The sequence below is a fragment of the Ferrimonas sediminicola genome (assembly GCF_005116715.1).
GTDB lineage: Bacteria > Pseudomonadota > Gammaproteobacteria > Enterobacterales > Shewanellaceae > Ferrimonas > Ferrimonas sediminicola.
Genome location: NZ_SWCI01000002.1, coordinates 462,295 through 486,549 on the forward strand (window position 1 = coordinate 462,295; position 24,255 = coordinate 486,549).

Here is a 24,255-nt window from a genome sequence, read left to right on the forward strand (position 1 = left end):
GCCAGCGCCTCACTGACAAGGTTACTCACTGTGGTCAAGGTTCACGCCGCCGGGGATAAACTTGCAGACAAACACCCCCTTGCCCCACTCCCGGTGGGCCGCCTTCATCTCGGTGGCCAGCAGGGCCATGATGGTGTCGTAGTCTCCGCACAGTTGGGTGCTCATGCCATTGGTCTTGCGCTGGATCTCCGGGTAGGCGTCCAGGCGGCCGATGAACCATTGGATGGGTCGCAGGTACTGATCCTTGAGTGGGTAGAGGCTGATCTCCACGGCGAGTTGCATGGCGTTCTCCTTAGAAGTAGTCGTAACGGAAAGTCAGGCCGAACTGGCGGGGATCGCCGTAACGCACGTACAGGTGATCCTGCCAGCCGTCGTTGGGCTCGTTGCCGAAGGTAAACCCGCGCACCCCGTACTTCTCGTCGGTCAGGTTGCGGCCCCACAAGTAGAGGGCCCAGCGCTCCGCCTCGTAGCCCAGCTTGGTGTTCCACAGCACGTAAGAGTCGGACTCGGCGTTGCTGGTGGCAGAATCAGAGTAGTAGAAACTGTCCTGACCGTTGGCCACCAGGTTGGCGAACCAGCCCAGATCGTGACGGTAGCTGGCCCCCAGGTTGAACTGGTAGCTGGGCGAGTGGGCCAGCTCACGGCCGCTGAGATCGATGGGGGTGCCGTACTTGTCATTGTAGATGTAGTCGTCGTAGGAGGCGTCCAGCAGGCCCAGGCTGCCGTACAGCTCCAGGTTGGCGGTCAGCGCCCAGCTGAAGTCCGCCTCCAGGCCATAACTGGTGGAGCCGGTGGCGTTGGTGGTGTAGAGGAAGAAGCGCTGCGGATTGTTGGGATCCTGCACCGAGGCTTCCACCTGCTGATCCTGGCGGTCCATGTAGAACAGGGCGACGGTGGTGGACAGGGCCCCCTCCAGCCAGCCGCTCTTGACGCCGATCTCGTAGTTGTAGAGGGTCTCGTCCTCAAACTCCTTGGCGCCCGGCAGATCGGCGGGCACGTCCATGTTGAAGCCGCCGGCCTTGTAGCCGCGGGCGATGCGCAGGTAACCCAGGTGACGGTCACCCAGGTAGCGGCTGGCGGAGAGGTGGCCGCCCCACATGGTCTCGCTGGGGGAGAAGCTTTCACCGCTGTCGTCGCTGTAGTCGCTGCTGCGGTGCTCGATGCGCAGCCCGGCGGAGAACAGCCACTGGCCCAGTTCACTGTCCAGTTGGGCAAAGATGGCGCTGTTGGTGGCCTCGTAGTCGGACTTGAGGAACACGTCCTCCCAGCCGTTGTAGAAGCTCTCCAGATCGTTGGACTCCTCCAGCTTCATGGCGTAGGCGCCCACCAGCCAGTCGGTGGTGCCGGCAAAGATTCGACCCTGCTCGCCGGAGACCAACCGCAGCTCCTGGCTGTAGGTGGTGCGCTGCTGGTCCTTGTCCCACCAATAGTCGTACTGGCAGGGCACGGCGGCACCGGTCTCCCAGTCTTCACACTGGAGATTGCTCCAGTAGGCCGGGTTGGCCCAGTCGCCGTCGTAGGCGTGGCGGGCTTCGGTATCGGCCAGGCCGGTGATGGAGACCAGGGAGACGGCGCTGCTGGCCGCCCAGTTGAGTTTCAGCGAAGCACCGGTAGTGGCCTGGCTGTCCTCGCCCGGCTGGTCGGTCAGGGTGTCGAAGCCGTTGTTGTCCAGGGTCCAGGCGTCGTAGCCGTTGTCCAGGTCTGCGTGCAGCAGGGTCAGGTCGGCGGTCAGGTTGTCACTGGCCAACCAGCGCAGCTTGAGGCGCCCGGTCAGCTCATCGCGCTCATTGGTGTCGTCCCGGCCCAGGTAGAGGTTGTCGCGAAAGCCGTTCTGCTGGGTCTGCTGCAGCGAGGCGCGGTACAGCAGGGTGTCGCTGAGGCTGCCGCCGGCGTAGGCGCCCACGGAGACCAGATCGTCCTCACCCAGGCTGACCTCGGTGCCCGCCTCAAACTGCTCGGTGGGATCGTTGCTCTTGACGTAGATGACTCCGGCCAGGGCGTTGGCGCCGTAGCGGGTGCCCTGGGGGCCACGCAGCACCTCGACCTGCTGCAGGTCGAACAGGCTGGCGGCCATGCCGATGCCGGACAGGTCGATGTCATCGACGATAAAGCCCACGGAAGCGTTGGGGGCCCCCTGGTACTCCTCCTGCTCGCCGACGCCGCGGATCTGGAAGTAGCGGGGACGGGAGGTGGCCCCGGCCCAACTGAGGTTGGGGATGTTCTTCAGCACATCCTCGAAATGCTCGCCGCCCTGCTCCTGCATACGGGCGGTGTCCACCACGGTGACGCTGCTGGGCAGGCGGGCGATGTCGGCGTCGCGGAAATCGGCGTTGACGGTGATGGTTTCAATATCCTGGGCCTGCACAGAGCAGGAGACCGCCAGGGCAACAATGGAAAGCTTGGTGCGCATAGCCTTTAGACTTCTCTATTACTAAAAGGGAATACGACCGGATTTTGGGCAGGGACTTCAAGGCTGGGCCTTTCCTACGCCGGTATGATCCGGATCAGGTTCGCGGGTTTTCCAGTAGGAATCTCAGTATCGGTATCGATACACCCCGAGGCAGAGTTCAGTATACCCTGGCCACGGCACCTGAATCCACGCTGAATGGCGTTTACGCGGTTTTTTTGACCAGCCTGGGGCCGTTTGGCCAGACCCAGAACGCGGCGCGCACAAAAATGGACGGTGTCTGAGTTAGCCGTTTAAGTTAGGCGATGCCTGGGTTTAATCGGGCCAGCCCATGTCATGGCACCCTCAAGCATAAATGGCAACCTGGAACACTTTTCAACAGACGCTGGCCCCTGACGTGCGTCAGGGTGACGATGATGCGGGTGGTGCAGGAAGCACCCGGTAGCCAGGCTCAGCAGTCATCTGCAGGTTGCTGCCGAGTGGATTCCACCCACTGCGGCGCCTTCCAGCACGGTCATGCCGGCGCATGCCAGTATCCAGAGGCTGTTTCGTAAGGGCTTTTTTGGGCCTCCGGGGTCGATTCCGACAGACCTTGGTCCCTGACGTGCGTCAGGATGTTGCTGAGAACACCAAGAGCAAGGTGGGTTGGTGAGCAACGGTGATTTAAGACACGGCCCAAAAAAGCCGCTGAATACAGCGGCTCTTCAGCGGGGGACAGCGTCTGTCCTACTCGCCCACCACCCGGCGGACACTGAGCTCGAACTCCAGCGCCCCGGGACTCAGGGCCACCGCACTCACCTGGCGGCGTTCGCCGCCGGCCAGGTTAATGGCGCGCCAGCCGCGGTTGGCGGACTCCATCTCGGCCCCGCTCTCGTCGAAGAACACGAAGCGATATTGCAGATAGAGGTCGCCGGAGGCCTTGGAGACCAGGTCAGCCCGCCCCTGCAGGCGGCCGCCCATCAGCGACTTGTGCAGCTGGGTCACGGTCACCTCCCGCGCCAGGCTGGCGTTGTCCACCTTGATCTTGTCGGCGTCCGAGCGGACCACCAGGCCGGAGGTATTGGTGCTGCAACCGCCCAGAAGCAGGGCAAGCAACAGGGTGGGGATCCAATGACGCATGGTGACGCTCCTAATCGATAAGGAAGTGGGCTCTCGCGGTGGCGATGGGCTGTTTGCGGTTCGTCTGCCAACAGCTTACCGAAACGTTGGCCACCCGGCGACCCTGACGGGTGATACGGCACTCGGCGTAGGTTTCCCGGGCGTAGCCGGCACGCAGGTAATCGATGGAGAAGTCGACGATCTTGGGCACCCGGGCGGTGCGCAGAATCACCATCAACTGGACCATGGCGGACATCTCCATAAAGCCGGCGATGACGCCGCCATGGAGCGCCGGCAGCATCGGGTTGCCCATGTTGTCGGGGTTGTTGGGCAAACGGAACACCAGCTCCTCGCCCAGCTGCTCGCAGTTCATACCCAGATGCTGGGCATAGGGGATCAGCGCCAGCAGTTCGGTGTAATCCTTGTCGGCCACCGCCTGCTGCACTACCGGTTTGATGTTCATGCCTTCTCCTCCCCCAGCAGCGCGGCTCGAAACGCTTCGGTGACCAGTTCAGGACCGATTCTCATGAAGGAGCACACCACCTGAGCGATGGGATCGTCGATGGACTCCTGGTAGGCGATGCCCCGGGTAAAGGCCACCGACGAGGTGAGTTTGAAGCACTCCACCATGGCGTACACCGGCTGGTCCGGTTTGGCGGCCTTCATGTAATCCACCCGGAGATCCAGGGTGGGGCACAGCTCCAACTGCTCCTCTTTGGCGAAGATGGCGCAGATCACCGCCGCACCTGAAGCGGTGTCCATCAGGGTGGTGATCACCCCGCCGTGGAGCACCTTGGATTCGGGGTAACCTACCAGTTCGGGTTCGTAGGGCAGGCACAGAAGCACATGGTGCTCACTGGCTTCCAGGCAGTCGATCTTGAGCTTGCGGCACTGCGCCAGCTCATTGACAAACCGACCGGCCAGATCGGTCAGGGGGAAAAATTCAGGGTTAACAGGTTGCATCACAGTGGTTGAAGTTCCTTATCGTTTGCTCACTACCTCTGGCACCCCGGGGCGCCATCGAAGCAACGTCAGTGTGCTTTTCTGCCCTTAAAACAGGGGTCAAGACAGCTGTTAAGGATATCACTGAAGATGATTTACCGCTATTTGCCACCGATTCCCCCAGCCTGCCACTGGAAATCTATCGCTCCAGCGCCAGCGAAACGGCTCTGCGGCCATCCTCTCCTAGCCCAACGGGCCAACAGCTGCCGGCACAGGGCCTTCAACTGGGCGGCCACGGACCACCAGTCCCTTGCCCTCCAGCAGCGGACGGTAGGCTCCTGGCCCGCCTGATCGCCGCCCAGTTGACGCCCAAGGCTTCCCATTTGCCGCCGACGGATCTACAGTCGACCTAAGGGATTAATTTTTAGTCTGTTATTGTGAAATGGAGCGCCCCCTATGTCCCAGCCGCTGATCCTGCATCACTACGCGCTGTCCCCCTTCTCCGAGAAGATTCGGCTGATTCTGGGGGCCTCGGGGTTGCCGTGGCACTCCCTGCTGGTCTCCCCCCTGCCCCCACGCCCCGCTACCGACCCGCTGACCGGGGGCTACCGGCGTATCCCGGTGGCCCAGCTTGGGGCAGACCTGATCTGTGACAGCGAACTGATCGCAGAGGAGATCAGCGCCCTGGCCCAACAGCCCACCCTGGCCCCGTCGGCCAGCGACCGTCCGGCCCGGGAGTTCACCGCCTTCGCCGAGTCATCGCTGTTTTTCGATGCGGTCACCTCGGTGCCGCCCAGGCGGGCGCTGCATCAACTCAGGCAGCACCTGTCGCTGTGGGATACCGCCCGCTTCATCTGGGACCGGCTGGGGATCGCCCGGGAAACCGGCCGCCGTGAGCCCCTGGCCCAGGTGGCCCGGCGCTTTCGGCAGCGGTTAACCGACATCGAGGAGACCCTGCAGGGCCCCTACCTGTTCGGTAACCAGCCCGGTCACCCGGACTTCGCCCTCTACCACCCGCTGTGGTTTGTGGTCAACGTGGGCGGGGAGCCGCTGCCACCCCGGCTGCCACGGCTGACTCAGTGGTACCAGCAGATGAGCGCCTTTGGCCATGGTCAGCCCCGCGACATCCGCGGCCGCGAGGCCCTGTCGCTGGCCGCCGTCAGTCAGCCCCGCCCTCTCCCGCCGACGGCGCTGGATCATCCGGATATCGGCAAATCGGTGAGAATCACCCCGGGCGACTACGCCAGGGTCGCAACCCTAGGAACCCTGGCGGGCGTCACCGAGCAGCGCTGGATCCTGCGCCGGCAGACCCGGAGGTTCGACGCCGTCCACGTCCACTTCCCCCGTCAGGGCTACCATTACAAAGTCGCATAAAAATCGCTGTGTCTGGGTTGGCTGTTGAAGTAAGGCGATGCCTTGGTTTAACCGGGCCAGCCCATGTGATGACATACTCAAGCAAAACTCGGGACTTGGTGCTCATTTCGACAGCCCCTGGACCCTGACGTGCGTCAGGGTGACCATGGTGCGTGTGATGCAGGGCGCTCCCGGCAGCCAGGCTCAGCAGTCATTCTCGGGTTGCCACAGAGTGGATTCCACCCACTGCGGCCCCCGCCAGCACGGTCATGCCGGCGCATGCCGGTATCCAAAGGCTGTGCCTGGAAGAGTGTTGTGGGCCTCCAGGGAGGATGTCGACAGCCCCTGGACCCTGACGTGCGTCAGGGTGCGTGTGGTGCAGGGCGCTCCCGGCAGCCAGGCTCAGCAGTCATTCTCGGGTTGCTACAGAGTGGATTCCACCCACTGCGGCCCCCGCCAGCACGGTCATGCCGGCGCATGCCGGTATCCAGAGGCTGTGCCTGCAAGGGCTTTGGGGAGCCTCTAGGATCGACGTCGACAGACGGTGATTGCTGACCGTCTTCTGGATGACGATTGACAGGGTGTTGCTGAGAGCAACAAGAGCAGGGTTGGTGGGTGAACAACGGTTATTTAAGGCTCAGCCTAACAAAGGGGAGCCTCAGGCTCCCCTCGGTCGATCATTACACCGCCAGCATCGGACCCAGGGGCTTGCCCCCCAGCAGGTGCATATGGATGTGAAACACCTCCTGACCGCCATGCTGATTGCAGTTGATGATCAAGCGGTAGCCATCCTCATCGATGCCCGCTTCCTTGGCCAGCTTGGCGGCCACGGTCACCATTCGTCCCAGGGCCGGCTCATCGGCCGCCTTGACGTCATTGATGGTGGGGATCAGGGTGTTGGGCACGATCAGCAGGTGGTGGGGCGCCTTGGGACTGATGTCCCTGAACGCGGTGACCAGATCGTCCTGGTAGAGGATCTCGGTGGGGATCTCACGACGGATAATTTTGGAAAAGATGGTTTCTTCGGCCATTTTACAGGCTCCGGCTAGTCGGTTTTGTCCAAGAATCTCAGTATACTTGGCAAATCAGAGTTAGGGAAACCACGGTATCGGGAAACAGTCGACCCTGTGCCCGCTCCCCAGGGAGTTCAACGGTTTCCCTCAAGGACCGCGTCCGTTCCGCACACCGGACCATGCCAAAGGATACCAAATTCATGCTTCTCTACCGCATCAGCCCCGTCGATCCCCACGCCCACCTGTTCGAAGTCAGCATCGAGACCGGCCCGGCCCACCCCGGCCAGCGCTTCTCCCTGCCCAGCTGGATCCCCGGCAGCTACATGGTACGGGATTTCGCCCGCAACCTAATCCAGGTCGAGGGCACCGATGGCGACCGCCCCGTCCGCCTGGCCCAGCTGGACAAGCAGCGCTGGCAGTTGGAGGAGGATTGCGACCAGTTGGTGATCCGCTACCGGGTCTACGCCTGGGACCTGTCGGTGCGCAGCGCCCACCTGGACCAGACCCATGGCTTCTTCAACGGCACCAGCGTCTTCCTCAAAGTGGAGGGCCGCGAAGGGGAGCCGGTGCAGTTGGAGATTCAACCGCCTCAGGGCGAGGGCTACGGCGACTGGCGGGTAGCCACTGCCATGCCCCTGGCCTCGGGCACCGAGCGTTACGCCTTCGGCCGCTACCAGGCCAGCGACTACGACGAGCTTATCGACCATCCGGTGGAGATGGGCACCTTCACCCTGGCCAGCTTCCGGGCCCGGGGGGTGCAACACGACCTGGTGCTGACCGGTCGCCACTGGGCGGACACCGACCGCATCTGCGCCGACCTGACCAAGATCTGCGAAACCGAGATCGACCTGTTCGGCGGCAGCGCCCCCTACGACTACTACCTGTTCATGACCATGGTGCTGGGCGAGGGTTTCGGCGGCCTGGAGCACCGCGCCTCCACCGCCCTGGTGTGTGGGCGCGGCGACCTGCCCGCCACCGGCGAAACCGAGATGACCGAGGGGTACCGCACCTTCCTGTCCCTCTGTTCCCACGAGTATTTCCACAACTGGAACGTCAAGCGGATCAAGCCCGCCCGCTTCGTCCCCTACGAGCTGGATCAGGAGAGTTATACCCGCCAGCTGTGGGCCTACGAGGGGGTCACCTCCTACTACGACGATTGGCTGACCTACCGGGCCGGCTGTGTCGACCGGGACACCTACCTGACCATGCTGGGGGAGCTGATGACCCGGGTCACCCGAGGCAGCGGTCGCTTCAAGCAGAGCCTGAGCGACAGCTCCTTCAACGCCTGGACCAAGTTCTACAAGCAGGATGAGAACGCCCAGAACGCCATCGTCAGCTACTACACCAAGGGGGCGATGTTTGCCCTGTTCCTCGACCTCTCCATCCGCAAGGAGACCGGTGGCCGCCACAATCTCGACCAGCTGATGCAGCGGTTGTGGCAGGAGTTCGGCCTCAAGGGGATCGGCACCGAGGATGACACTCACCAGCGTATCGTCAGTGAACTGATCGGCCGCGATGCCGGCGACCTGTTCGCCTGGCTCGATCGCACCGAGGATCTGCCCCTGGCACCGCTGCTGGCGGAGTTCGGCGTCGAGCTCAGCCAGCGCAGCGCCACCTCCAACAGTGACAAGGGCGGCACCCGCGGCGAGGGGCTGGCGGTCGAGTTGGGCGCCAAATACAACACCGCCGCCGTCGGGGTGACCATCGCCAATGTCGCCGAAGGCGGGGACGCCCACCGCCTGGGCCTGGCCGCCGGTGACAACCTCATCGCCGTGGACGGCCTGCAGGTGGGCAGTGATCTGGACAAACGGCTCAACCGCTACGGCGCCGGCGCCCGCCTGAGCTGCCACTGGTTCCGCCGCGATGAGCTGATGAGCGGTACCCTGACCCTGACCCCGGCACGCCACACCACCAGCGTGCTGACGGTCACCGACGAGGGGAAGCTGGCTGGGTGGCTGTGATCCCCATCGGCGGCGAAGCCTGAGATGATCCTCGACCAGTTTCACCAGTGTCTGGCAAAGCTGGGGGCCGATGCCGGCGCCCTCTTGGCCCACCAAGGACGCTGCCAGCCGCTGAAGCTGGAGGCGGGCGCGGTGCTGCTGCCCCAGGGGGCGAACCAGAGTTCGGCGTTCTTCCTCGGCAGCGGAGTGCTCCGGGCCTGCCACTACTCCAGCGAAGGCCAGGAGCACATCAAGGAGTTCTACCTGCCCGGCGAGCTGTGCCTCCTCTACGCCAGCTGGCTGGATGGCCGGCCCACCGAGTACCAGCTGGAGGCCCTAACCCGGGTCGAGGTGCTGAAGCTGCCCCTGGCGCTGCTGGACCTGCCCCAGTGGCAGGGGGTCTGCCGGGCGCTGATGAGGCAGCAACTGCTCTACAAGGAGGAGAAGGAGGCGTTCTTCCTGCTCAACACCCCCCAGGAGCGCTACCAGGCCCTGCTGAGCCGCTGGCCTCAGTGGGTCGAGCAGATCAGCCAGGCACAACTGGCCCGCTACATCGGCATCAGCCCCATCAGCCTGTCACGAATTCGCCGGCGCATTAACCAAGGTTAATGCCGCCCGGCGGCCATCGACGGAAACTGGCGCCATCCCACGATGACCCGGAGTCCTGATGTCGCCGTTTTTACTGTCCCAATTGCTGGTTGGCGTCGCCATCCTGCTGGATATCGCCTCGTTCCAGTTCCGCCAGCGGCGGCACATTCTGCTGTGCCTCTGTGTCTCCACCCTGCTCACCGCCCTCCACTTCCTGCTGCTGCATCACTGGACCGCCGCCGGACTGATGTTGCTGGCCAGCAGCCGCTTTGCCCTGAGCATTCGCACCACCTCGCCTCGGTGGCAGTGGCTGTTTGTGGTGCTGGGACTGGGGGTGATGGCCGCCACCTGGGGTGGCCTGCCGAGCCTGCTCAGCGGGCTCGGCAGCACCATTCAGACCATCGCCGCCTTCCGCCCCTGTGATCGGCAGCTCAGGCTGACCATGCTGCTGGGGATCAGCTTCTGGCTGGCCCACAACCTGCTGGTGGGCTCGCCGATGGCTGTGGCGATGGAGTCACTGTTCATCCTGTCCAACCTGGTAGGATACTGGCGCCACTACGGCGTGCCATTTTCAGATCGCAGGCCCCGTCCCCGCGCCGCTGCGCCGAAGCGGGAGGCCGCCTGATGACCGACGGCTGAGGCATCAGCCGCTTTTCTGCCCGGCTGCCAACCTGATTGTCCGAACGTTGCGTTCGGAAATAGTGTTTGTGAACTCGATGGCGATCATCAGTCAATTTTGGTACAAATCAGGTAGCAGGTTCTGCAGCCACGAAAACTGAACACAGCTCGACTGGCAATTTTCGCCGGTGCGCCCATACTTGAGTTCAGTAGGTTAAGGAGGTGACTGATGCAGTCCAGAACTCAACTCAATGCCCTGTTACACAAGCGCTTTAAAGACGCCCAGTCCATCTCGGACCTGAGGGAGCGACTGCGCGATGTCGAAGAGGAGCTGCATCAGGTGTTTGCCGATGAGCTGGCGCAGTTCATTACGCCCGAAGAGGAGCAGAAGAGAGTCTCCTGACCCGGGAACCGACAACGCCTCGCTGAGCGAGGCGTTGTCGTCTGTGACAGAGACCCTAGTGCACCGCCTGGTAAACGGCGCTGTGGCCCTTCACCCACTCTCCCTGCTTGAGATAGAACGCCTGCTGGTGCATCTCGCCATCCACGAAGCGGATCTCCGAGCGCACCTCCTTGACCCCCTCCGCCGCGCCGGCCACCCGTTCATGGAAATAGAACACCCCATCCTTGGCATAGGCGGTCCCCTTGGTGTAGAAACCTGCGGTGGTGAAGTAGTAGAACACCAGACTGTCGGCCTGCTCATCCCAGACCATCAGGGTCTCCCCCTCGTACTGGCCCTGGTTCAGCGAGTGGGTGATGCGCACCGCCTTGCCCTGCAGCGCCGGTTGCCACTGGGAGACATCGATCACCGGGTTGTCCGGGGTGGAATCGGAGAACTCTCCGCGCCACACCTTGCCCAGGAAGGGGCGCAACGGCTCCAGTTTGGCATCCAGCTCCCAGCCCCAGGCGGGGCGGAGCACAAACAGCAGTAGCAGGGGGATCCATCTGACCATCATGCCGTCCTTTGTTGGCTGTCGAAGTATCGGTTTAATGCCCGCTCCCAGCGCTGGAGAAACTCCTGCCAAAACCCCTGGTCGAGGCGGTCCAGCTGGCTTTGCCCCCTTGGGCCGATGGCGGTATAGAGGTAGTTCAATTGGATGACGCAGCCACCGGGCGCCGGGCTGACCCCGATGCGGATGCGGGTCACCAGCTGTTCGGGGAGGGTCTTGAGGAGCTCCAGCTGGCCCTGATCCGGGTCACTGGCCAGGACGTACCAGGTGGCAAGCCCCCCGGGCTCCTGGGTGGTGAAGACACAATCGGTTTCGATTCGGCCGACGTTGCTCCACACCATCAGCGGATCCCAGCCGGGAACCCATTCGCGCTCGCGCACCGGGCACATCAGTGGAAACACCTCTGACGCACTGCGGTTGCTGCGGATCTCGCCGCTGTACTGCCTGGTCTGGCGGGGACGGACAATCATCTTGCTCTCCATGGAAACCGGCGAAAAAAGAGTATCTTTATTCGCCGTTTACCTTACATCCTTAGGAGACTATAGCAAGAAATCACCCCGGGGTTAGTTGCCGTAGATCCCTTCTATGGCGGCCTTGCGAGCCTCCCACACCTGGCTGCGGCCATTGACGGTCAGTCCCAGGTCGGTGATCAGCCCCCCTTTCAGGTCGTAAATCCAGGCATGAACGCTGAGTTCCTGGCCCCGATCCCAGGCGGCTTTGCAGATGGTGGTCTGGCAGACGTTGGCCGCCTGCTCGATGGCGTTGAGTTCACACAGGCGGTTGCAGCGATCCTCGGCGTCCATGGCATCCAGAAGCAGCTTGTGGTCCTCGTAGGTGTCGCGGACATGGCGCAGCCAGTTGCTGGCCAGCCCCAGGTAGTCGCCCTGCATGGAGGCGTTGACGCCACCACAGCCGTAGTGACCACAGACGATGATGTGCTTCACCTTAAGCACATCGACGGCATACTCGATCACCGACAGGCAGTTCATGTCACTGTGGACCACCACGTTGGCGATGTTGCGGTGAACGAAGATCTCTCCGGGCGCCAGATCGATAATCTGGTTGGCGGGCACCCGGCTGTCGGAGCAACCGATCCACAGGTAATCGGGGGACTGCTGCCCCACCAGTTGACTGAAAAACTCTGGATTCTCCTTCTCGACCCGTTCGGCCCACTGTCTGTTGCGCTCAAACAGATGATCTAGATCTGCCATCTCTCTACCCCGTTGATTAAAGTGCGCCGCATTATAGCGAAAACCATAGGTGCAACTGGTCGAAACACCCGATGGGAATATTCGGGATTTCTGGCGATTTTCAGCGGTTTAATTATCATTAAACCAGATTTGAGCAACTTTTGGACCCTTTTGTGAGCCCAATTCAGCTGCGTGTCGCCCGGTGGGAGGACATTCCCGCCATCCAACTGGTGCGCAACGCCGTGCGCGAAAACCGCCTGTCGGTCGCCGGCAGCATCAAGGAGGCCGATGTCGCCAGCTACCTCGAGGCGCGGGGCCGAGGCTGGGTGTGCGAAGCCGGGGATCGCATCGTCGGCTTCACCTTCGCCGACGCCATCGACGCCAGCATCTGGGCGCTGTTCCTTCTCCCGGAGTGGGAGGGCCAGGGATTGGGACGGCGCCTGCTGGAGACCGCCTGTAACTGGCTGTTCGCGCAGGGGGTCAAGGAGATCCGCCTCAGCACCGCCCGTCACACCCGGGCCCACGGCTTCTACCTGAAGCTGGGGTGGCGCGAAACCGGCGCCCGCGGCAACGGCGAGGCCAAGCTGCGCCTGAGGCGCCCTAGGGCGCCAGCCGCTCCACCTGCCAGTTAGCCCCCTCCCTGGTATAGAGGAAGCGGTCGTGCAGGCGCCGGTCGCCCCCCTGCCAGAACTCCACCGTCTCCGGTTTCACCCGGTAGCCACCCCAGAAATCGGGCAGCGGCACCTCACCCTTGGCAAATTTCTGTTTCAACTCCAGAAATTTGGATTCCAGCACCTGGCGGGCGGAGATACGGCTGCTCTGCTGGGAGACCCAGGCACCGATCTGGCTGTCCTTGGGCCGGGTGACAAAGTAGGCCAGCACCTCGCGCTTGCTCAGCGGCTCGGCTGTGCCGGTGAAGTGCACCTGACGCTCCAGCTCGTGCCAGGGCATCAGCAGGCTGACCTTGGGATTGTGGGCAATGTGGGCCGACTTGCGGCTGCCGAGGTTGGTGAAGAACACCAGCCCATCCTGATCGAACTTCTTCAGCAGGACGATGCGCTGAAACGGCTGCCCGCTGCCGTCCACCGTAGCCAGGCTCATGGCCGTAGGGTCGGAAAAGCCCGCCTCACTGGCCTGGTGCATCCAGGTTTCAAACAGCGCCAGCGGATCCTCGGGCAGATCCTTGCGGCGCAGGCCGCCCTTGAGGTATTCACGGCGAACATTAGTGTAATCGGCCACTTTCTACTTCCTTGATCTATAACTCATTCTCATCGGCATCATCGCCGACCTTCCCCTATTCTACTGCCCGGTGCGGCATTTGCTAAGCACCACCCTGACGGTGTCTCTGGCGGCGGTACTGCTCCGGGGTGCTGCCGGAGAGCCGGGTGAACATGGTGATGAACGCCGAGGGGCTGGAGTAGCCCAGCTCCAGGGCCACCTGGTTGACCCTCATGCCGCGACGCAGCATCCCCAGGGCCTCCAGGAAACGCAGCCTTTGCCGCCAGTCGCTGAAGCTCATCCCCAGATGGCGATGGAAGTGGCGGGTCAGGGTGCGCTCAGTGCTGTACACCTGGGCCGCCCACTGCGCCAGAGTGCGTTTATCGGCCGGGTCCTGCTGCAGGGCGGTGATGATTGGCCTGAGCAACGGCTCGTCGCTGTGGGGCAGATAGGCGGCCATCGGCTCCTCCCTCAGCAGTTGATCCACCAGCACCATGGCCAGGCGGTGATCCTCCGGGGTGCTGGCGTACTGCTGCTGACGATCGGCAAAATCCTCCATGATCGCCCGGAACACCCCGGAGAGACGGATCATGCAGGCTGCCCCGGGCAGCCGTTCCGAAAGCTCCGGCCTCAGGTAGAGGGCCCGGTAACTGACCTTCTGGCGACTGTAGCTGGTGTGCTCCACCAGGGGCGGAATCCAGATGGCGTACTGGGGGGGCGACAGGAAGGGGCGGCCGTCGACGTTGATCTCGATCACCCCCTGCTCCACCACGTTCAACTGGCCCCAGCTGTGGCTGTGGGGCAGGAAGGTGGTGTCGGCGGCGATATCCTCACGGTGGAGGTAGATGTCGCTGGCGGAAGTCTCGAAGGGCAGCGGATATCGCTCCAGAACCTCGGTGACAAGCTCCTGATCCATAACCACTCTACCCCCATCACAACAATCTGTCCTGACAGCATAACACTTTGTCAGAAATTCGTTATATCTATTTTTGCTGTCACCTTTAAAATGCGCCCCCGTAGTTAAATCCCCTTAGTCGTGTGGAGTCGTTGCCCGTGAGCAAATCCGCCTACCTGTTCCCCCTGGCCACCGTCATCGCCTGGGCGGGAAATGGTATCGTCAGCAAGATGTCCGTGGACGTGGTCAGCCCGGGAACCATAGCGTTCTATCGCTGGCTGCTGGCCGCCCTGGTGCTGCTGCCATTTGTCGCCAAGACCCTGTGGCGCCAGCGTCAGGCCATTCGCAAACAGTTTTTTAAGTTGAGTGTCCTCGGGGCCCTGGGAATGGTGGTGCTGCAGACCCTGACCTACGTATCAGCCCAGACCACCTCGGCCACCAACATCGCCCTGATCGGCTCCGTGGTGCCGATGATGACCATGGCCTGGGGGGTGATGCTGAACCGGGAGCGCCCCACCCAGGGGATGATCGCCGGCTCGCTGATCTCCTTCCTGGGGCTGTCGGTGCTGCTGACCCAAGGTCAGCCCCTGGCGCTGCTGCATCAGCCCCTGAATCAGGGTGATATCCTGCTGCTGCTGGGGGCGATCTGTTACGGCCTCTATGGGGTGCTGCTGCGCAGGTGGAAACTGCCCTTCTCCACCTGGCCATCACTGTTCCTGCAGATGACCATGGGCGCCCTGTGGCTGCTGCCGGTCTACCTGACCCAGGCGGACCGCAGCGTCTCTGCCGAAGCCTGGCCCATGGTGCTGTTCGCCGCTCTGGTGGCCTCGCTGTTTGCCACCTACAGCTGGTTGCGGGGCATTCAGGCCCTGGGCGCCAACCGTTGTACCGCCTTTATGAATCTGAACCCGCTGATCGGCACCGGCCTGGCGATCTGGCTGTTGGAGGAGAGCCTGGCCCCCTCCCACTGCCTGGGCGGCGGCCTTACCCTGCTGGGGGTGTTCCTGACCCAGCGGCTCAAGTCTCCGGTCCGCCTGCGGCGGCGCCGACTGCCGGTCACCGAAGGCTAAGACAACCAGACACGAGCACGAAAAAGGCCAGCCCCGGGGCTGGCCTTACTGTTTCAGCGTTCTGAATCAGAGAGGATCAGAACTTCCAGCCCAGCTGCAGCGCGGCGCCGCGCTCCTCGTCATCGCCAAACTGGGCCGCCAGATCCAGGCTGAAGCAGTCCCAGGGGCTGATCCCCAGGCCAAAGGTCAGCAGATCTTCGTAGTTGTCCGACAGGTCGGTAACGTAACCGGCACGAAGCTGGGCATGGGTCCAGGTCAGCTCCAGGCCGGTTCGCACCAGCTGGCGCGCCTTCAGCAGCTGCGGCGCACTGCTCTCCACCACGAAGGACTCATCCTCCACCAGATCGGCCTCGACGGTGGCGCCGAAGATCCCCTGCTGCCAGGCCACTGCGGCGGCGTAGGTGGGCTTCAGAGTCAGGGTATGGCCTTCCATATTGTCGATGGAGTGTTCGATCAGGTTGTACCCCACCAGGCCAAAACGCCAGTTACCATAGGCCTTGTGCAAGCCCAGATCCAAGTTGAAACCGGCATCGTCGCTGAGATAATCGTCGTCGAAGTAGTCTTCATTGTCGTAGTTGTTGATGTTGGCGCGATACAGGTAGGTATCCAACCGCTGGTACTTGGGTGAGACACCGACACTGAACTCACCGATCCCCGGCAGGGAGAGTTCCCTGGCCAGGTTCAGGGCCACCTCGGACACCACCACGGCGTGGGCCACCCCCTCGGATTGCAGCTGGTCGGGGTCAAACACGCCGGTCACCAGCGCCTGCTCCACCAGCACCCGGTCATTGTCGGCGTAATCGAAATCACCGTTTGCCACCACATAGCCGCCGATGGTCAGGCCCCAGGCCAGTGTGTCGGAAGGCACGAAGATCCCCAGGTCCAGGTTGGCTTCCCCCACCAGTCGGGTGTCGTCCAGGGCTTCCAGTTCCGCCAGCAGGGCATCGGCATCGGCCTGAGTCGGCGGATCGGTCGGATCCATGGCATTGATCTTGTCTTCAAAGCGCTCGATGGCGTCCTGGGTGTCGTCCACCTGGTCCAGGGCATCCTCATACTCCTTGGCCAGGGCGTTGACGCCCAGGCGGATGTAGAGGTCATCCCCCTCTTCGAAGCGGGTCAACAGGGCGGGATTCAGGGGGGCGCGGGTGAAATCGCCGCTGGCGATACCGGTGTAACCGGCGCCAGCACTCTTGGCATCCATGCCCACTGCGGCGGTGGCGGGAACGGCAACGGCCGCCAGGGCCAGGCTCACTACGGATAACTTCATCATCTCTACCTATCTGCGTGGTATCTTTTGTTGCTGCCCGGGGCAGCGTTAACGGGACCGGCCGGTTATCGCGACGTGCGATCCCAGAGGTTACAGCGACAGACCACGGCTTTCCCTTGAGTGACGGCGTCCGGACGGCACGCCACTGAAGCGGAGTCGGGCTGCTCTAGCTGTATCGGCCCCTGCCGGTGGAGTGTTAATAAAAAAACACCCTGCCGAGGCAGGGTGCTGAATTTTATCAGATTTCAATTTACCAGATCTTGACGCGCTTCTCAGGAGGCAGATACATGGCATCGCCCTCCTTCACATCAAAGTACTTGTAAAACTCATCCATGTTGGACAGGGGACCGTTGGCCCGGAACTGGGACGGGGAGTGAGGATCGGTGGCAACACGGTTACGCAGCGCCTGTTCCTTGTACTTGCCACGCCAGATCTGGCCCCAGCCGATGAAGAAGCGCTGGTCGCCGGTCAGGCCATCCATCACCGGGGCCTCCTTGCCTTCCAGGGACATCTTGTAGGCCTTATAGGCGATGGTGGCTCCGGACAGGTCGCCGATATTCTCACCCAGGGTCAGCTTGCCGTTGACGTTGAGGTCATCGAACACCTGGTAGCCGTCGTACTGAGCCACCAGGGCGCCGCCGCGCTTCTGGAACGCCTCCAGGTCGGACTCGGTCCACCAGTTCTTCAGGTTGCCGTCCTTGTCGTAACGGGCACCCTGGTCATCGAAGCCGTGGCCCATCTCGTGACCAATCACCGCGCCGATGCCACCGTAGTTCACCGCGTCATCCGCCTCCATGTTAAAGAAGGGAGGCTGCAGGATCGCCGCCGGGAACACGATCTCGTTCATCACCGGGCTGTAGTAGGCGTTGACCGTCTGCGGCGTCATGTGCCACTCGTAGCGGCGAATGGGGCCGCCCAGCTTCTCCAGGTCCTTGTTGTGCGCCACCAGGGAGGAGCGAATGGAGTTGCCGATCAGGTCGTCGGACTTGATCTCCAGGGCGGAGTAATCCTCCCACTGGTCCGGGTAACCGATCTTGGGGGTAAAGGCGGCCAGCTTCTCCTTGGCCTTCACCTTGGTCTCCGGGCTCATCCACTCCAGCTCATCGATGCTGGCGCCGTAGGCCTTGCGCAGGTTCTCCACCAGCTCCTTCATACGGGCCTTGGCTTCTGGCGGGAAGTGCTTCTCGACATACACCTTGCCCACGACCTCGCCCAGGCTGCCGCTGACCAGAGAGACGGCGCGCTTCCAGCGCTCCTTCTGCACCTCCTGGCCGTTGAGCTGACGGGAGAAGAAGTCGAAGTTCTCATCGTCGAACTGCTTGGGCAGCAGGCTGGCGTAGGAGGTCAGCAGGTGCCAGTTCAGGTAGGTCTTCCACGCTTCGACGGAGTTGTCGGCCAGAACCTGATCCAGGGTCTCGATGTAGCTGGGCTGGTTGATGATGATGTCGGATTGCTTGTCGCCGCCGATCACCTTCAGGTAGCCCTGCCAGTCGATGTTGGCGGCCAGCTTGGGTAGATCTTCAACCTGGTACTTGTTGTAGCGCTTCTCGCTGTCGCGGCTCTCGACCCGGGTCCAGTGACCTTCGGCCAGGGCGGTCTCGATGGCCATCACGGTCTTGGCCGCCTCGGCGGGGTTGGCCACGCCGGCCATGGCAAACATCTTCTCCATGTGGCCCAGGAAGCCCTCACGGATCTTGACGAAGCGCTCGCCATCGTTGAAGTAGTAATCGCGATCGGGCAGAGACAGGCCTGCCTGCCAGATGTGGGTGGCGTAACGCTCGGAGTTCTTGGCATCGACGTTGATGTAGAACGCCATGGGGGTGCCGGCGCCGATCATCTGGCTGTGCGCGAAATAGGCGACCACGTCGTTGCGGCTGCTGATCTTGGCGATCTTGTCCATCTCCGGCTCAAGAGGGCTCAGGCCCAGGCTCTCGATGGTGTCGGTATCCATGAAGGAGCGATAGAGGTCGCCCACCTTCTGCTCGTCGCTGCCGGCCTTGAGACCGGGCTTGGCCGCCAGCTCCTCGATGATCACCTTGACGTCATCACGGGCTTTCTCACGCAGGTCGTAGAAAGCACCGGAGCTGGTGCGATCGGCGGGCACCTCTGTGGTCTTCATCCAGGTACCATTGACGTAGGAGTAAAAGTCATCCTGGGGACGGACGCTATTGTCGAAGTTTTGGAACTCGATTCCGGAAGTCAGTTGCTTCTGAACGGCTTGGGCTACGGGAGTGGGCTGGGAAGCTTCATTCTGGGCACAGCCCGCTACCAGCAATGCGGAGGCGCACAGGCCGCCAATAATCACGCGTTTCATCAGCATATCCTTATGATATATGGAGCTAATAGAATAAAACTCCACGATACTAGCCCCCAAAGGATCACAGGTCAAAACCGACTTTGTTACAACCTGATTCCACAGTGATGATGATTCGTTGACCGGGCAGGCCACTGCCACGGCCTATGGAGGCGATCAGCCCGCGCCAGATCGCCTGTCGTGGAGCTTGAGATATTGATCCTGAAGAATGTACATCCTCTTAACATCGCAGTAACGACCGTTAATGAAGTACTCCTGCACCAGGTGACCCTCCTCAAGGAAGCCGCAATCCTGATACAGGTGCAGGGCGCGCGGGTTCTCCACGGCCACCAGCAGATACACCTTGTGCAGATTGAGTATGGTGAAGGAGTAATCCAGCGCCTTATGGATCATCTGCCGGGCCAGCCCCCGCCCCTGGTGCTCGGGGGCGATGATGATCTGAAACTCGGCGCTTCGGTGGATGTAGTTGATCTCGATAAGTTCGACCAGGCCAATCAACTCACCGTCGATATCCTCGACCACGAAGCGGCGCTCGGCGTTGTCGTGCACATGCTTGTTGTAGAGCTGCTCCAGCTCGTCGAAAGACTCGTAGGGCTCCTCGAACCAGTAGGCCATGATGTTGCGGTTGTTGTTCAGGTGATGAACAAACTTAAGATCGCTGCGCTCAAGGGCCCGCAGCGCCAGTTTCATTTGGCTCATAGACTCTGTCCGGTCACTTAACTGCTACCACATTAACCCAGGCGACGATGGCGGGCGATCATTTTCATTTGAGCCTGCCCCGGCTCGCCCCCCTTGTCAGGCCCGCTAGCCGATGGGATCATCGAGGCTGTGGGCCGGGGAAACCAGCGGGACCCGTTGTCGGTAACATAGAAGTGCTCCTCCAGTCGCACACCGTCACTGAGCCGCTTCGGTGTCGGCAACGCCGCCGATCCGGGCTTTAGCCGAGAGAGTACACCGCCACAATGCGGTAGGGACCGGGTTCACACCCGTGGAACTGTCCGCAGGAGAGCAGCGTCTTGGCCTGCTCCAGTGTCGCCAGCAGGCAGCACTCGTTGACCCCAACCCGCTCCGCCAGGTGGCTGCAGGAGAGCAGCGAACACTCCGGCTGATTGCCCAGGGAGCAGCTGACGATGTCGAACCCTTCCAGCTTGGGCGCCCTGGGGATCTCGACGGCAATCGGCCGCTCCTGATCGGCACTGATCCCCTCCCACCGGTTCAGGCTGTCGTTCCACTGTTCGCCATAGAGCTCGTAATAGAACGCCAACACCGGCTCCGCCTCCACTGGGGCCCGCTCCAGGGCACGCTCCGCTTCCGCTCGGCTGTTGAGCATCCAGTAGCCATTAAAAAGCGACTCACTCTTTTCGTAACAGACAAGGTTGTGGGAGTTACAACCACTGACGGAATAAAGCCGCTTTACATTATCATTGTTTAACCATTGGGGCCTATCGACAACCCGCTTGGCCATATAACCCATAGGTATCATCTGTATCGTCCTATCAACTGGAATCACGGTTAATGAGCGCCGAGAATCGCCCACTCTTCATTGTTATTAAATCAGCACCCTTTTTCGGGGACACTCAACTCCGCACCGGCACTCAACCACCGGCGAAAATAGAAGATTATTTATTCTTCCACTCTGAGAAACCACGCCAAAAAACACCCGCCCAAATTTTAACCCATTAAATACAATATCTTAGCCAGACAACCGCAAGGTGCCGGCGGGCAGGGCACATCAGCCATGGCGTATATGAAGCCCAAGCCGTACTTCCCAGAAGCAGGGCTAAGAACAAACACAGAAATGACAAATAGGCTCATCCAATTCAATGTTGAACAAACTAATTTATATATAACTAATTTACCAAAGCCTGATTTTCATTTTTTCTGCAACTGGAACAGACAGCCAGAAAGGCTCCCTCAGGTACAATATTTGGATGGACGAATATATAAACCGCACGGCTGAATACCATCGGTTTTAATATCTGATCCCATTCACTAGCGACTGAAATATTTAATCATGTGGGATTTAGGGCGGCCAGTTTAACCACAGGTTCAGTTAAACACAATGGAGTTAACTTCTTTTTTAGGTGCGCTTACTTTGGTGATTTTCCACCCAACCCGCTGGATCGAAGCAGCCAATTATCAGTATATTAACTGTATCTGCACCGGACGGCCCGCCCTTTAGCCAAGGAGGCTTTATGCTCCGTTTCCTGCTCCTTGCCGCAAGCTGCCTCGCCCTCCCCGCCCAAGCGCTGGATGCCCGAGAGATTGTCCGCCTGTCCGACCAGCAGATGCGGGGGGAGTCCAGCTATGCGGAGATGACCATGTCCATCATCCGTCCCGGCTGGACCCGGACCATGACCATGAAAAGCTGGACCAAGGGTCAGGATCTCTCCCTGGTGCTGGTGACCGCCCCGGCCAGGGACCGGGGCAGCGCATCACTGCGAAGAGGACGGGAGATGTGGAACTGGGTCCCCGGAATTGAGCGCATCATCAAGATCGCCCCCTCCATGTTGGGACAATCCTGGATGGGCTCCGACTTCACCAATGACGATCTGATCAACCAGTCCTCTATCGTGGTGGACTACCGCCACCGGCTGCTGGGCACCGAGGCGATCGACGGGGAGGAGTGCTGGGTTATCGATGCGGCCGCCAGGGAGAGCGCCCCGGTAGTATGGTCCAGGATCAAGCTCTGGATCGGCAGGGAGAGCCTGCTGCAGAGACGGGCCGAGTTTTACGACGAGTTTGATGAACGGGTCAACGATCTGGTTACCTACGATGTGAAGAGGATCGGCGGGCGGCTCATCGCCACCAGGATGGAGATGCTCCCCGCCGACAAACCCGGGCACCTGACCCGGGTCATCACCCACCAGGCCCAGTTTGATTTCGATGTCGACGACAGTTTCTTCTCCCAGTCGCAGATGAAGCGGCTCAGGGACTGACCCATGCTACTCACCCTCGCCTGGCGTAACCTGTGGAGACAAAAACGGCGGACCCTGCTCACCGCCGCGGCCCTGGCGCTGGCAATGCTGCTCTCCCTGCTCACACGCAGTCTGCAGGAGGGCACCTACGACAGCAACATCGACAACGCCGCCCGACTCTCCACCGGCTTGCTGCAGATCCAGCACCCGGAATTTCATGACAGCCAAAGCATCGATCATCTGGTGCCCGCCACCCAGGCCTTCATCACCCCGGCTCAATCCCTTGCCGAGGTCAGCCTGGTCCTGCCTCGGCTGGCAAGTTTTGCCCTGGCGGCCTCAGAGCAGACGTCGAAGGGGGTGCGGGTCCTGGGGGTGCCACCGGCCCAGGAGGATGACTACTCCGGCCTGGCGCAAAAGGTGGTCAGCGGCCACTACCTGCAACCCGGGAGGGCCCAGGCTCTGCTGGGAGAGACCCTGGCTCGCCACCTGGGTCTGGCCATCGGCGATGAGGTGGCCCTCTACGGCCAGGGCTACCATGGCCAGACCGCCGCCGGTCTGTTTCGGATCGTCGGCCTGGTGCGCTTCCCGATGCCCGGATTTGACTCGGCCCTGGTCTACCTGCCTTTGGATCAGGCCCAACAGCTGTTCAGTACCGGCCGGCACGTCAGCAGCTGGCTGATCCACCCCAGGTCACTGCAGGCGCTCGCCCCGCTCACCGACCGGGTTGCCCGTCTCTACCCGGAGCAGGCAGTGCTCGACTGGCACAGCCTATCTCCAGAGATGGCGCAACAGATTCAGATGGATCGGGCCGGCGGCCAGTTTATGATCCTGCTGCTCTACGGGGTGGTGGGGTTCGGCCTGTTTGCCACATTGATGATGATGACGTTGGAGCGTCGCCGGGAGTTTGCAGTGATGATGGCCACCGGCATGACTCGCGGCAGGCTGATGCTGCTGGTGATGACCGAATCGCTGCTGCTCGCCATCTTAGGGCTGATCCTGGGTCTGGCCCTGGCCCTGCCGCTGATCCTCTGGTTCAGCCACCATCCAATCCGGCTCAGTGGCGAAGCCGCCCAGATGATGCTGGAACTGGGCTGGGAACCGGCCATGCCGATGCAGCTGTCCGCCACCCTGATGGTTCAGCAGGCCGCCGTGGTGCTGCTGCTGCTGCTGATCTGCCTGCCCTATCCCCTGTGGCGCATAGGGAGGCTCAACCTGGTCAATGCCCTCAAGGGAGGTGACGATGCTGATTAGGTTGGCCTGGCGCAACCTGTGGCGTAACCGGCTTCGCACCGGCATCATGCTGGCCACCATGGTGTTCGGCCTCACCGGTGTGGTCACCCTGATGGGCTTCCTCTCCGGCATGTACGCCAACATGATCGACAACGCCATCGCCTGGCAGACCAGTCACCTCCAGGTCCAGCGCGCCGGATACCGCGACGACCCGACCATCTCCCTGACCCTGGTGGCCCCGGGGGCCCTGATGGACGCGTTGCGATCCGATCCCAGGGTGGCGGCGGTCTCACCCCGCTTCCTGGCCGAGGGGATGGTGGCTTCGGCACACAGCAATCGCGGGGTGATCATCCGTGGCGTGCTGCCAGAGGCGGAATCCGGGGTCACCCCCGTTGCCGGCCGATTGACCGAGGGGGCCTGGCTCGACGACCAGGGTCGCAATCCGGTGGTGCTCTCCACCAGGACGGCCCACAGGCTGAAACTGCGGCTGGGCTCCAAGGTGGTGTTGACCTTCACCGACGCCGGCGGCGAGGTCACCGGGGCTGCCTTTCGGGTGCGGGGGCTGTTCCGCACCCCATCGAGCCAGTTTGACGACAACAACCTCTATGTTCGCCAACGGGACCTGCAGGCGCTGGCCGGGCTGCAGGGCACCCATGAGATCGCCGTGAGGCTCCGCCAGGAGGATTTCCGCCAGACCCGGGAGCTGCAGGGGGTGATCGGTGACCTCAGGCGCGTCAGCGCCCCGGCCAATCAGGTGATGGGCTGGCGGCAGATCCAGCCGATGCTGGCCTCCCTGTTGGCCCAGAGCAGAACCAGCAACGGCATCATCCTGGCGATCTACGTGGCAGCCATGGGCCTGGGGATCCTCAACATCATGCTGATGTCGGTGTTCGAACGCACCCGTGAGTTCGGCGTGCTGATGGCGGTCGGCATGCACCGCTACCGGGTGTTTATGTTGATCCTCACCGAAACCACCCTGATGGGTGTCGGCGGCTGCCTGCTCGGGCTGGGCCTGAGCTCGGCGCTGATCGCCCTGCTGTCCCACACCGGCATCAACCTGGAGCTGATGTCCGACGGCCTGGGCGCCTTCGGCGTCGATACCCTGCTCTACCCCAGGGTCGAGCCACGGGAGTACCTGATGATCCTGACCGCCGTGGTGGCCACCGCCATCCTGGCGTCCCTCTACCCCGCCCGCCAGATCCTGAAGCAACGGCCGGTCGACGCCATGTCGGAGAAGCATTAGC

General features: G+C 61.9%; 25 protein-coding genes and 1 riboswitch. Of the genes, 10 read left to right on the forward strand and 15 right to left on the reverse strand.

The features are described from left to right. Positions 1-21: 21 nt before the first annotated feature. The 5 genes from FCL40_RS05550 to FCL40_RS05570 all read right to left on the reverse strand — a co-directional run bounded on the left by FCL40_RS05550 (position 22) and on the right by FCL40_RS05570 (position 4,468). Complete coding sequence (locus FCL40_RS05550; RefSeq protein ID WP_136852151.1) at positions 22-282, reverse strand: hypothetical protein; 261 nt, start codon at positions 280-282, stop codon at positions 22-24. A gap of 10 nt (positions 283-292) precedes the next feature. Further along, a complete protein-coding gene (locus FCL40_RS05555; protein WP_136852153.1) occupies positions 293-2,410 on the reverse strand; it encodes a TonB-dependent receptor in 2,118 nt (705 codons plus the stop codon). A gap of 54 nt (positions 2,411-2,464) precedes the next feature. After that, a riboswitch (TPP riboswitch) is annotated at positions 2,465-2,568 on the reverse strand. A gap of 565 nt (positions 2,569-3,133) precedes the next feature. Next, positions 3,134-3,526 (reverse strand): DUF1425 domain-containing protein, encoded by a 393-nt coding sequence (locus FCL40_RS05560; protein ID WP_136852155.1) that lies wholly within the window; start codon positions 3,524-3,526, stop codon positions 3,134-3,136. A gap of 10 nt (positions 3,527-3,536) precedes the next feature. Continuing rightward, the gene (locus FCL40_RS05565) at positions 3,537-3,968 is read right to left on the reverse strand and encodes a PaaI family thioesterase (protein ID WP_136852157.1); all 432 of its coding nucleotides are present in this window, start codon (positions 3,966-3,968) and stop codon (positions 3,537-3,539) included. Continuing rightward, positions 3,965-4,468, reverse strand: a complete 504-nt coding sequence (locus FCL40_RS05570) for a PaaI family thioesterase (protein WP_136852236.1) — start codon at positions 4,466-4,468, stop codon at positions 3,965-3,967. The genes FCL40_RS05565 and FCL40_RS05570 overlap by 4 nt, the downstream gene beginning before the upstream one ends. A 435-nt stretch (positions 4,469-4,903) precedes the next feature. Here FCL40_RS05570 and FCL40_RS05575 point away from each other — a divergent pair, with 435 nt between their 5' ends. Continuing rightward, a complete protein-coding gene (locus tag FCL40_RS05575) occupies positions 4,904-5,821 on the forward strand; it encodes a glutathione S-transferase family protein (RefSeq protein ID WP_136852159.1) in 918 nt (305 codons plus the stop codon). A 659-nt stretch (positions 5,822-6,480) separates the two neighbouring features. On the opposite strand, the gene hinT is transcribed toward FCL40_RS05575, so the two are convergent. Beyond that, a complete protein-coding gene (gene hinT / locus FCL40_RS05580; RefSeq protein WP_136852161.1) occupies positions 6,481-6,831 on the reverse strand; it encodes a purine nucleoside phosphoramidase in 351 nt (116 codons plus the stop codon). A 182-nt stretch (positions 6,832-7,013) separates the two neighbouring features. Here hinT and FCL40_RS05585 point away from each other — a divergent pair, with 182 nt between their 5' ends. From FCL40_RS05585 to FCL40_RS18560, 4 genes are all read left to right on the forward strand, one after another. Continuing rightward, on the forward strand, positions 7,014-8,774 hold the full coding sequence (locus FCL40_RS05585) for a M61 family metallopeptidase (protein ID WP_136852163.1): 1,761 nt from the start codon (positions 7,014-7,016) through the stop codon (positions 8,772-8,774). 24 nt (positions 8,775-8,798) lie between these two features. Then, positions 8,799-9,362: a Crp/Fnr family transcriptional regulator gene (locus FCL40_RS05590; protein ID WP_136852164.1), complete on the forward strand. Its 564-nt coding sequence runs from the start codon at positions 8,799-8,801 to the stop codon at positions 9,360-9,362. Between the two features lie 58 nt (positions 9,363-9,420). Beyond that, positions 9,421-9,966, forward strand: a complete 546-nt coding sequence (locus FCL40_RS05595; RefSeq protein ID WP_136852165.1) for a YgjV family protein — start codon at positions 9,421-9,423, stop codon at positions 9,964-9,966. 222 nt (positions 9,967-10,188) lie between these two features. Beyond that, on the forward strand, positions 10,189-10,362 hold the full coding sequence (locus FCL40_RS18560; RefSeq protein WP_169307013.1) for a hypothetical protein: 174 nt from the start codon (positions 10,189-10,191) through the stop codon (positions 10,360-10,362). A 55-nt stretch (positions 10,363-10,417) separates the two neighbouring features. Here the strand turns inward: FCL40_RS18560 and FCL40_RS05600 are convergent, their stop codons facing one another. The 3 genes from FCL40_RS05600 to can all read right to left on the reverse strand — a co-directional run bounded on the left by FCL40_RS05600 (position 10,418) and on the right by can (position 12,120). Beyond that, a complete protein-coding gene (locus FCL40_RS05600; RefSeq protein WP_136852166.1) occupies positions 10,418-10,912 on the reverse strand; it encodes a hypothetical protein in 495 nt (164 codons plus the stop codon). After that, a complete protein-coding gene (locus FCL40_RS05605) occupies positions 10,912-11,379 on the reverse strand; it encodes a hypothetical protein (RefSeq protein WP_136852167.1) in 468 nt (155 codons plus the stop codon). The genes FCL40_RS05600 and FCL40_RS05605 overlap by 1 nt, the downstream gene beginning before the upstream one ends. A gap of 93 nt (positions 11,380-11,472) precedes the next feature. Continuing rightward, a complete protein-coding gene (gene can / locus FCL40_RS05610; RefSeq protein WP_136852168.1) occupies positions 11,473-12,120 on the reverse strand; it encodes a carbonate dehydratase in 648 nt (215 codons plus the stop codon). 152 nt (positions 12,121-12,272) lie between these two features. Between can and FCL40_RS05615 the strand changes: the two genes are divergently transcribed. Beyond that, complete coding sequence (locus FCL40_RS05615) at positions 12,273-12,731, forward strand: GNAT family N-acetyltransferase (RefSeq protein WP_205729094.1); 459 nt, start codon at positions 12,273-12,275, stop codon at positions 12,729-12,731. Here FCL40_RS05615 and pdxH read toward each other — a convergent pair. Next, positions 12,700-13,338, reverse strand: coding sequence for a pyridoxamine 5'-phosphate oxidase (pdxH, locus tag FCL40_RS05620; RefSeq protein WP_136852169.1), 639 nt, complete (start codon positions 13,336-13,338; stop codon positions 12,700-12,702). The two genes, FCL40_RS05615 and pdxH, sit on opposite strands and share 32 nt — an antisense overlap. Before the next feature lie 82 nt (positions 13,339-13,420). Continuing rightward, positions 13,421-14,233, reverse strand: a complete 813-nt coding sequence (locus FCL40_RS05625) for an AraC family transcriptional regulator (protein WP_136852170.1) — start codon at positions 14,231-14,233, stop codon at positions 13,421-13,423. 137 nt (positions 14,234-14,370) lie between these two features. On the opposite strand from FCL40_RS05625, the gene FCL40_RS05630 reads away from it, so the two are divergent. Next, entirely contained in the window at positions 14,371-15,282 is a 912-nt protein-coding gene (locus tag FCL40_RS05630) for a DMT family transporter (protein ID WP_169307014.1), read from the forward strand. 76 nt (positions 15,283-15,358) lie between these two features. On the opposite strand, the gene FCL40_RS05635 is transcribed toward FCL40_RS05630, so the two are convergent. The 4 genes from FCL40_RS05635 to FCL40_RS05650 form a co-directional block, all read right to left on the reverse strand. After that, positions 15,359-16,549 carry a conjugal transfer protein TraF gene (locus FCL40_RS05635; RefSeq protein WP_169307015.1) on the reverse strand — a complete coding sequence of 397 codons (1,191 nt, stop codon included), beginning with the start codon at positions 16,547-16,549 and terminating at the stop codon, positions 15,359-15,361. Positions 16,550-16,799: 250 nt separating this feature from the next. After that, positions 16,800-18,863, reverse strand: coding sequence for a M13 family metallopeptidase (locus tag FCL40_RS05640; RefSeq protein ID WP_136852173.1), 2,064 nt, complete (start codon positions 18,861-18,863; stop codon positions 16,800-16,802). 156 nt (positions 18,864-19,019) lie between these two features. Continuing rightward, entirely contained in the window at positions 19,020-19,562 is a 543-nt protein-coding gene (gene speG, locus FCL40_RS05645) for a spermidine N1-acetyltransferase (protein ID WP_229360274.1), read from the reverse strand. Between the two features lie 238 nt (positions 19,563-19,800). Then, positions 19,801-20,193 (reverse strand): hypothetical protein, encoded by a 393-nt coding sequence (locus tag FCL40_RS05650; protein WP_136852174.1) that lies wholly within the window; start codon positions 20,191-20,193, stop codon positions 19,801-19,803. Between the two features lie 865 nt (positions 20,194-21,058). On the opposite strand from FCL40_RS05650, the gene FCL40_RS05655 reads away from it, so the two are divergent. From FCL40_RS05655 to FCL40_RS05665, 3 genes are read left to right on the forward strand one after another with little or no spacing between them, the layout of a single operon-like run. Further along, on the forward strand, positions 21,059-21,802 hold the full coding sequence (locus tag FCL40_RS05655; protein ID WP_136852175.1) for an outer membrane lipoprotein-sorting protein: 744 nt from the start codon (positions 21,059-21,061) through the stop codon (positions 21,800-21,802). Positions 21,803-21,805: 3 nt separating this feature from the next. Further along, complete coding sequence (locus FCL40_RS05660; protein WP_136852176.1) at positions 21,806-23,032, forward strand: ABC transporter permease; 1,227 nt, start codon at positions 21,806-21,808, stop codon at positions 23,030-23,032. After that, the gene (locus FCL40_RS05665; protein WP_136852177.1) at positions 23,022-24,254 is read left to right on the forward strand and encodes an ABC transporter permease; all 1,233 of its coding nucleotides are present in this window, start codon (positions 23,022-23,024) and stop codon (positions 24,252-24,254) included. Before FCL40_RS05660 ends, FCL40_RS05665 begins: the two co-directional genes overlap by 11 nt. Position 24,255: the final 1 nt, after the last annotated feature.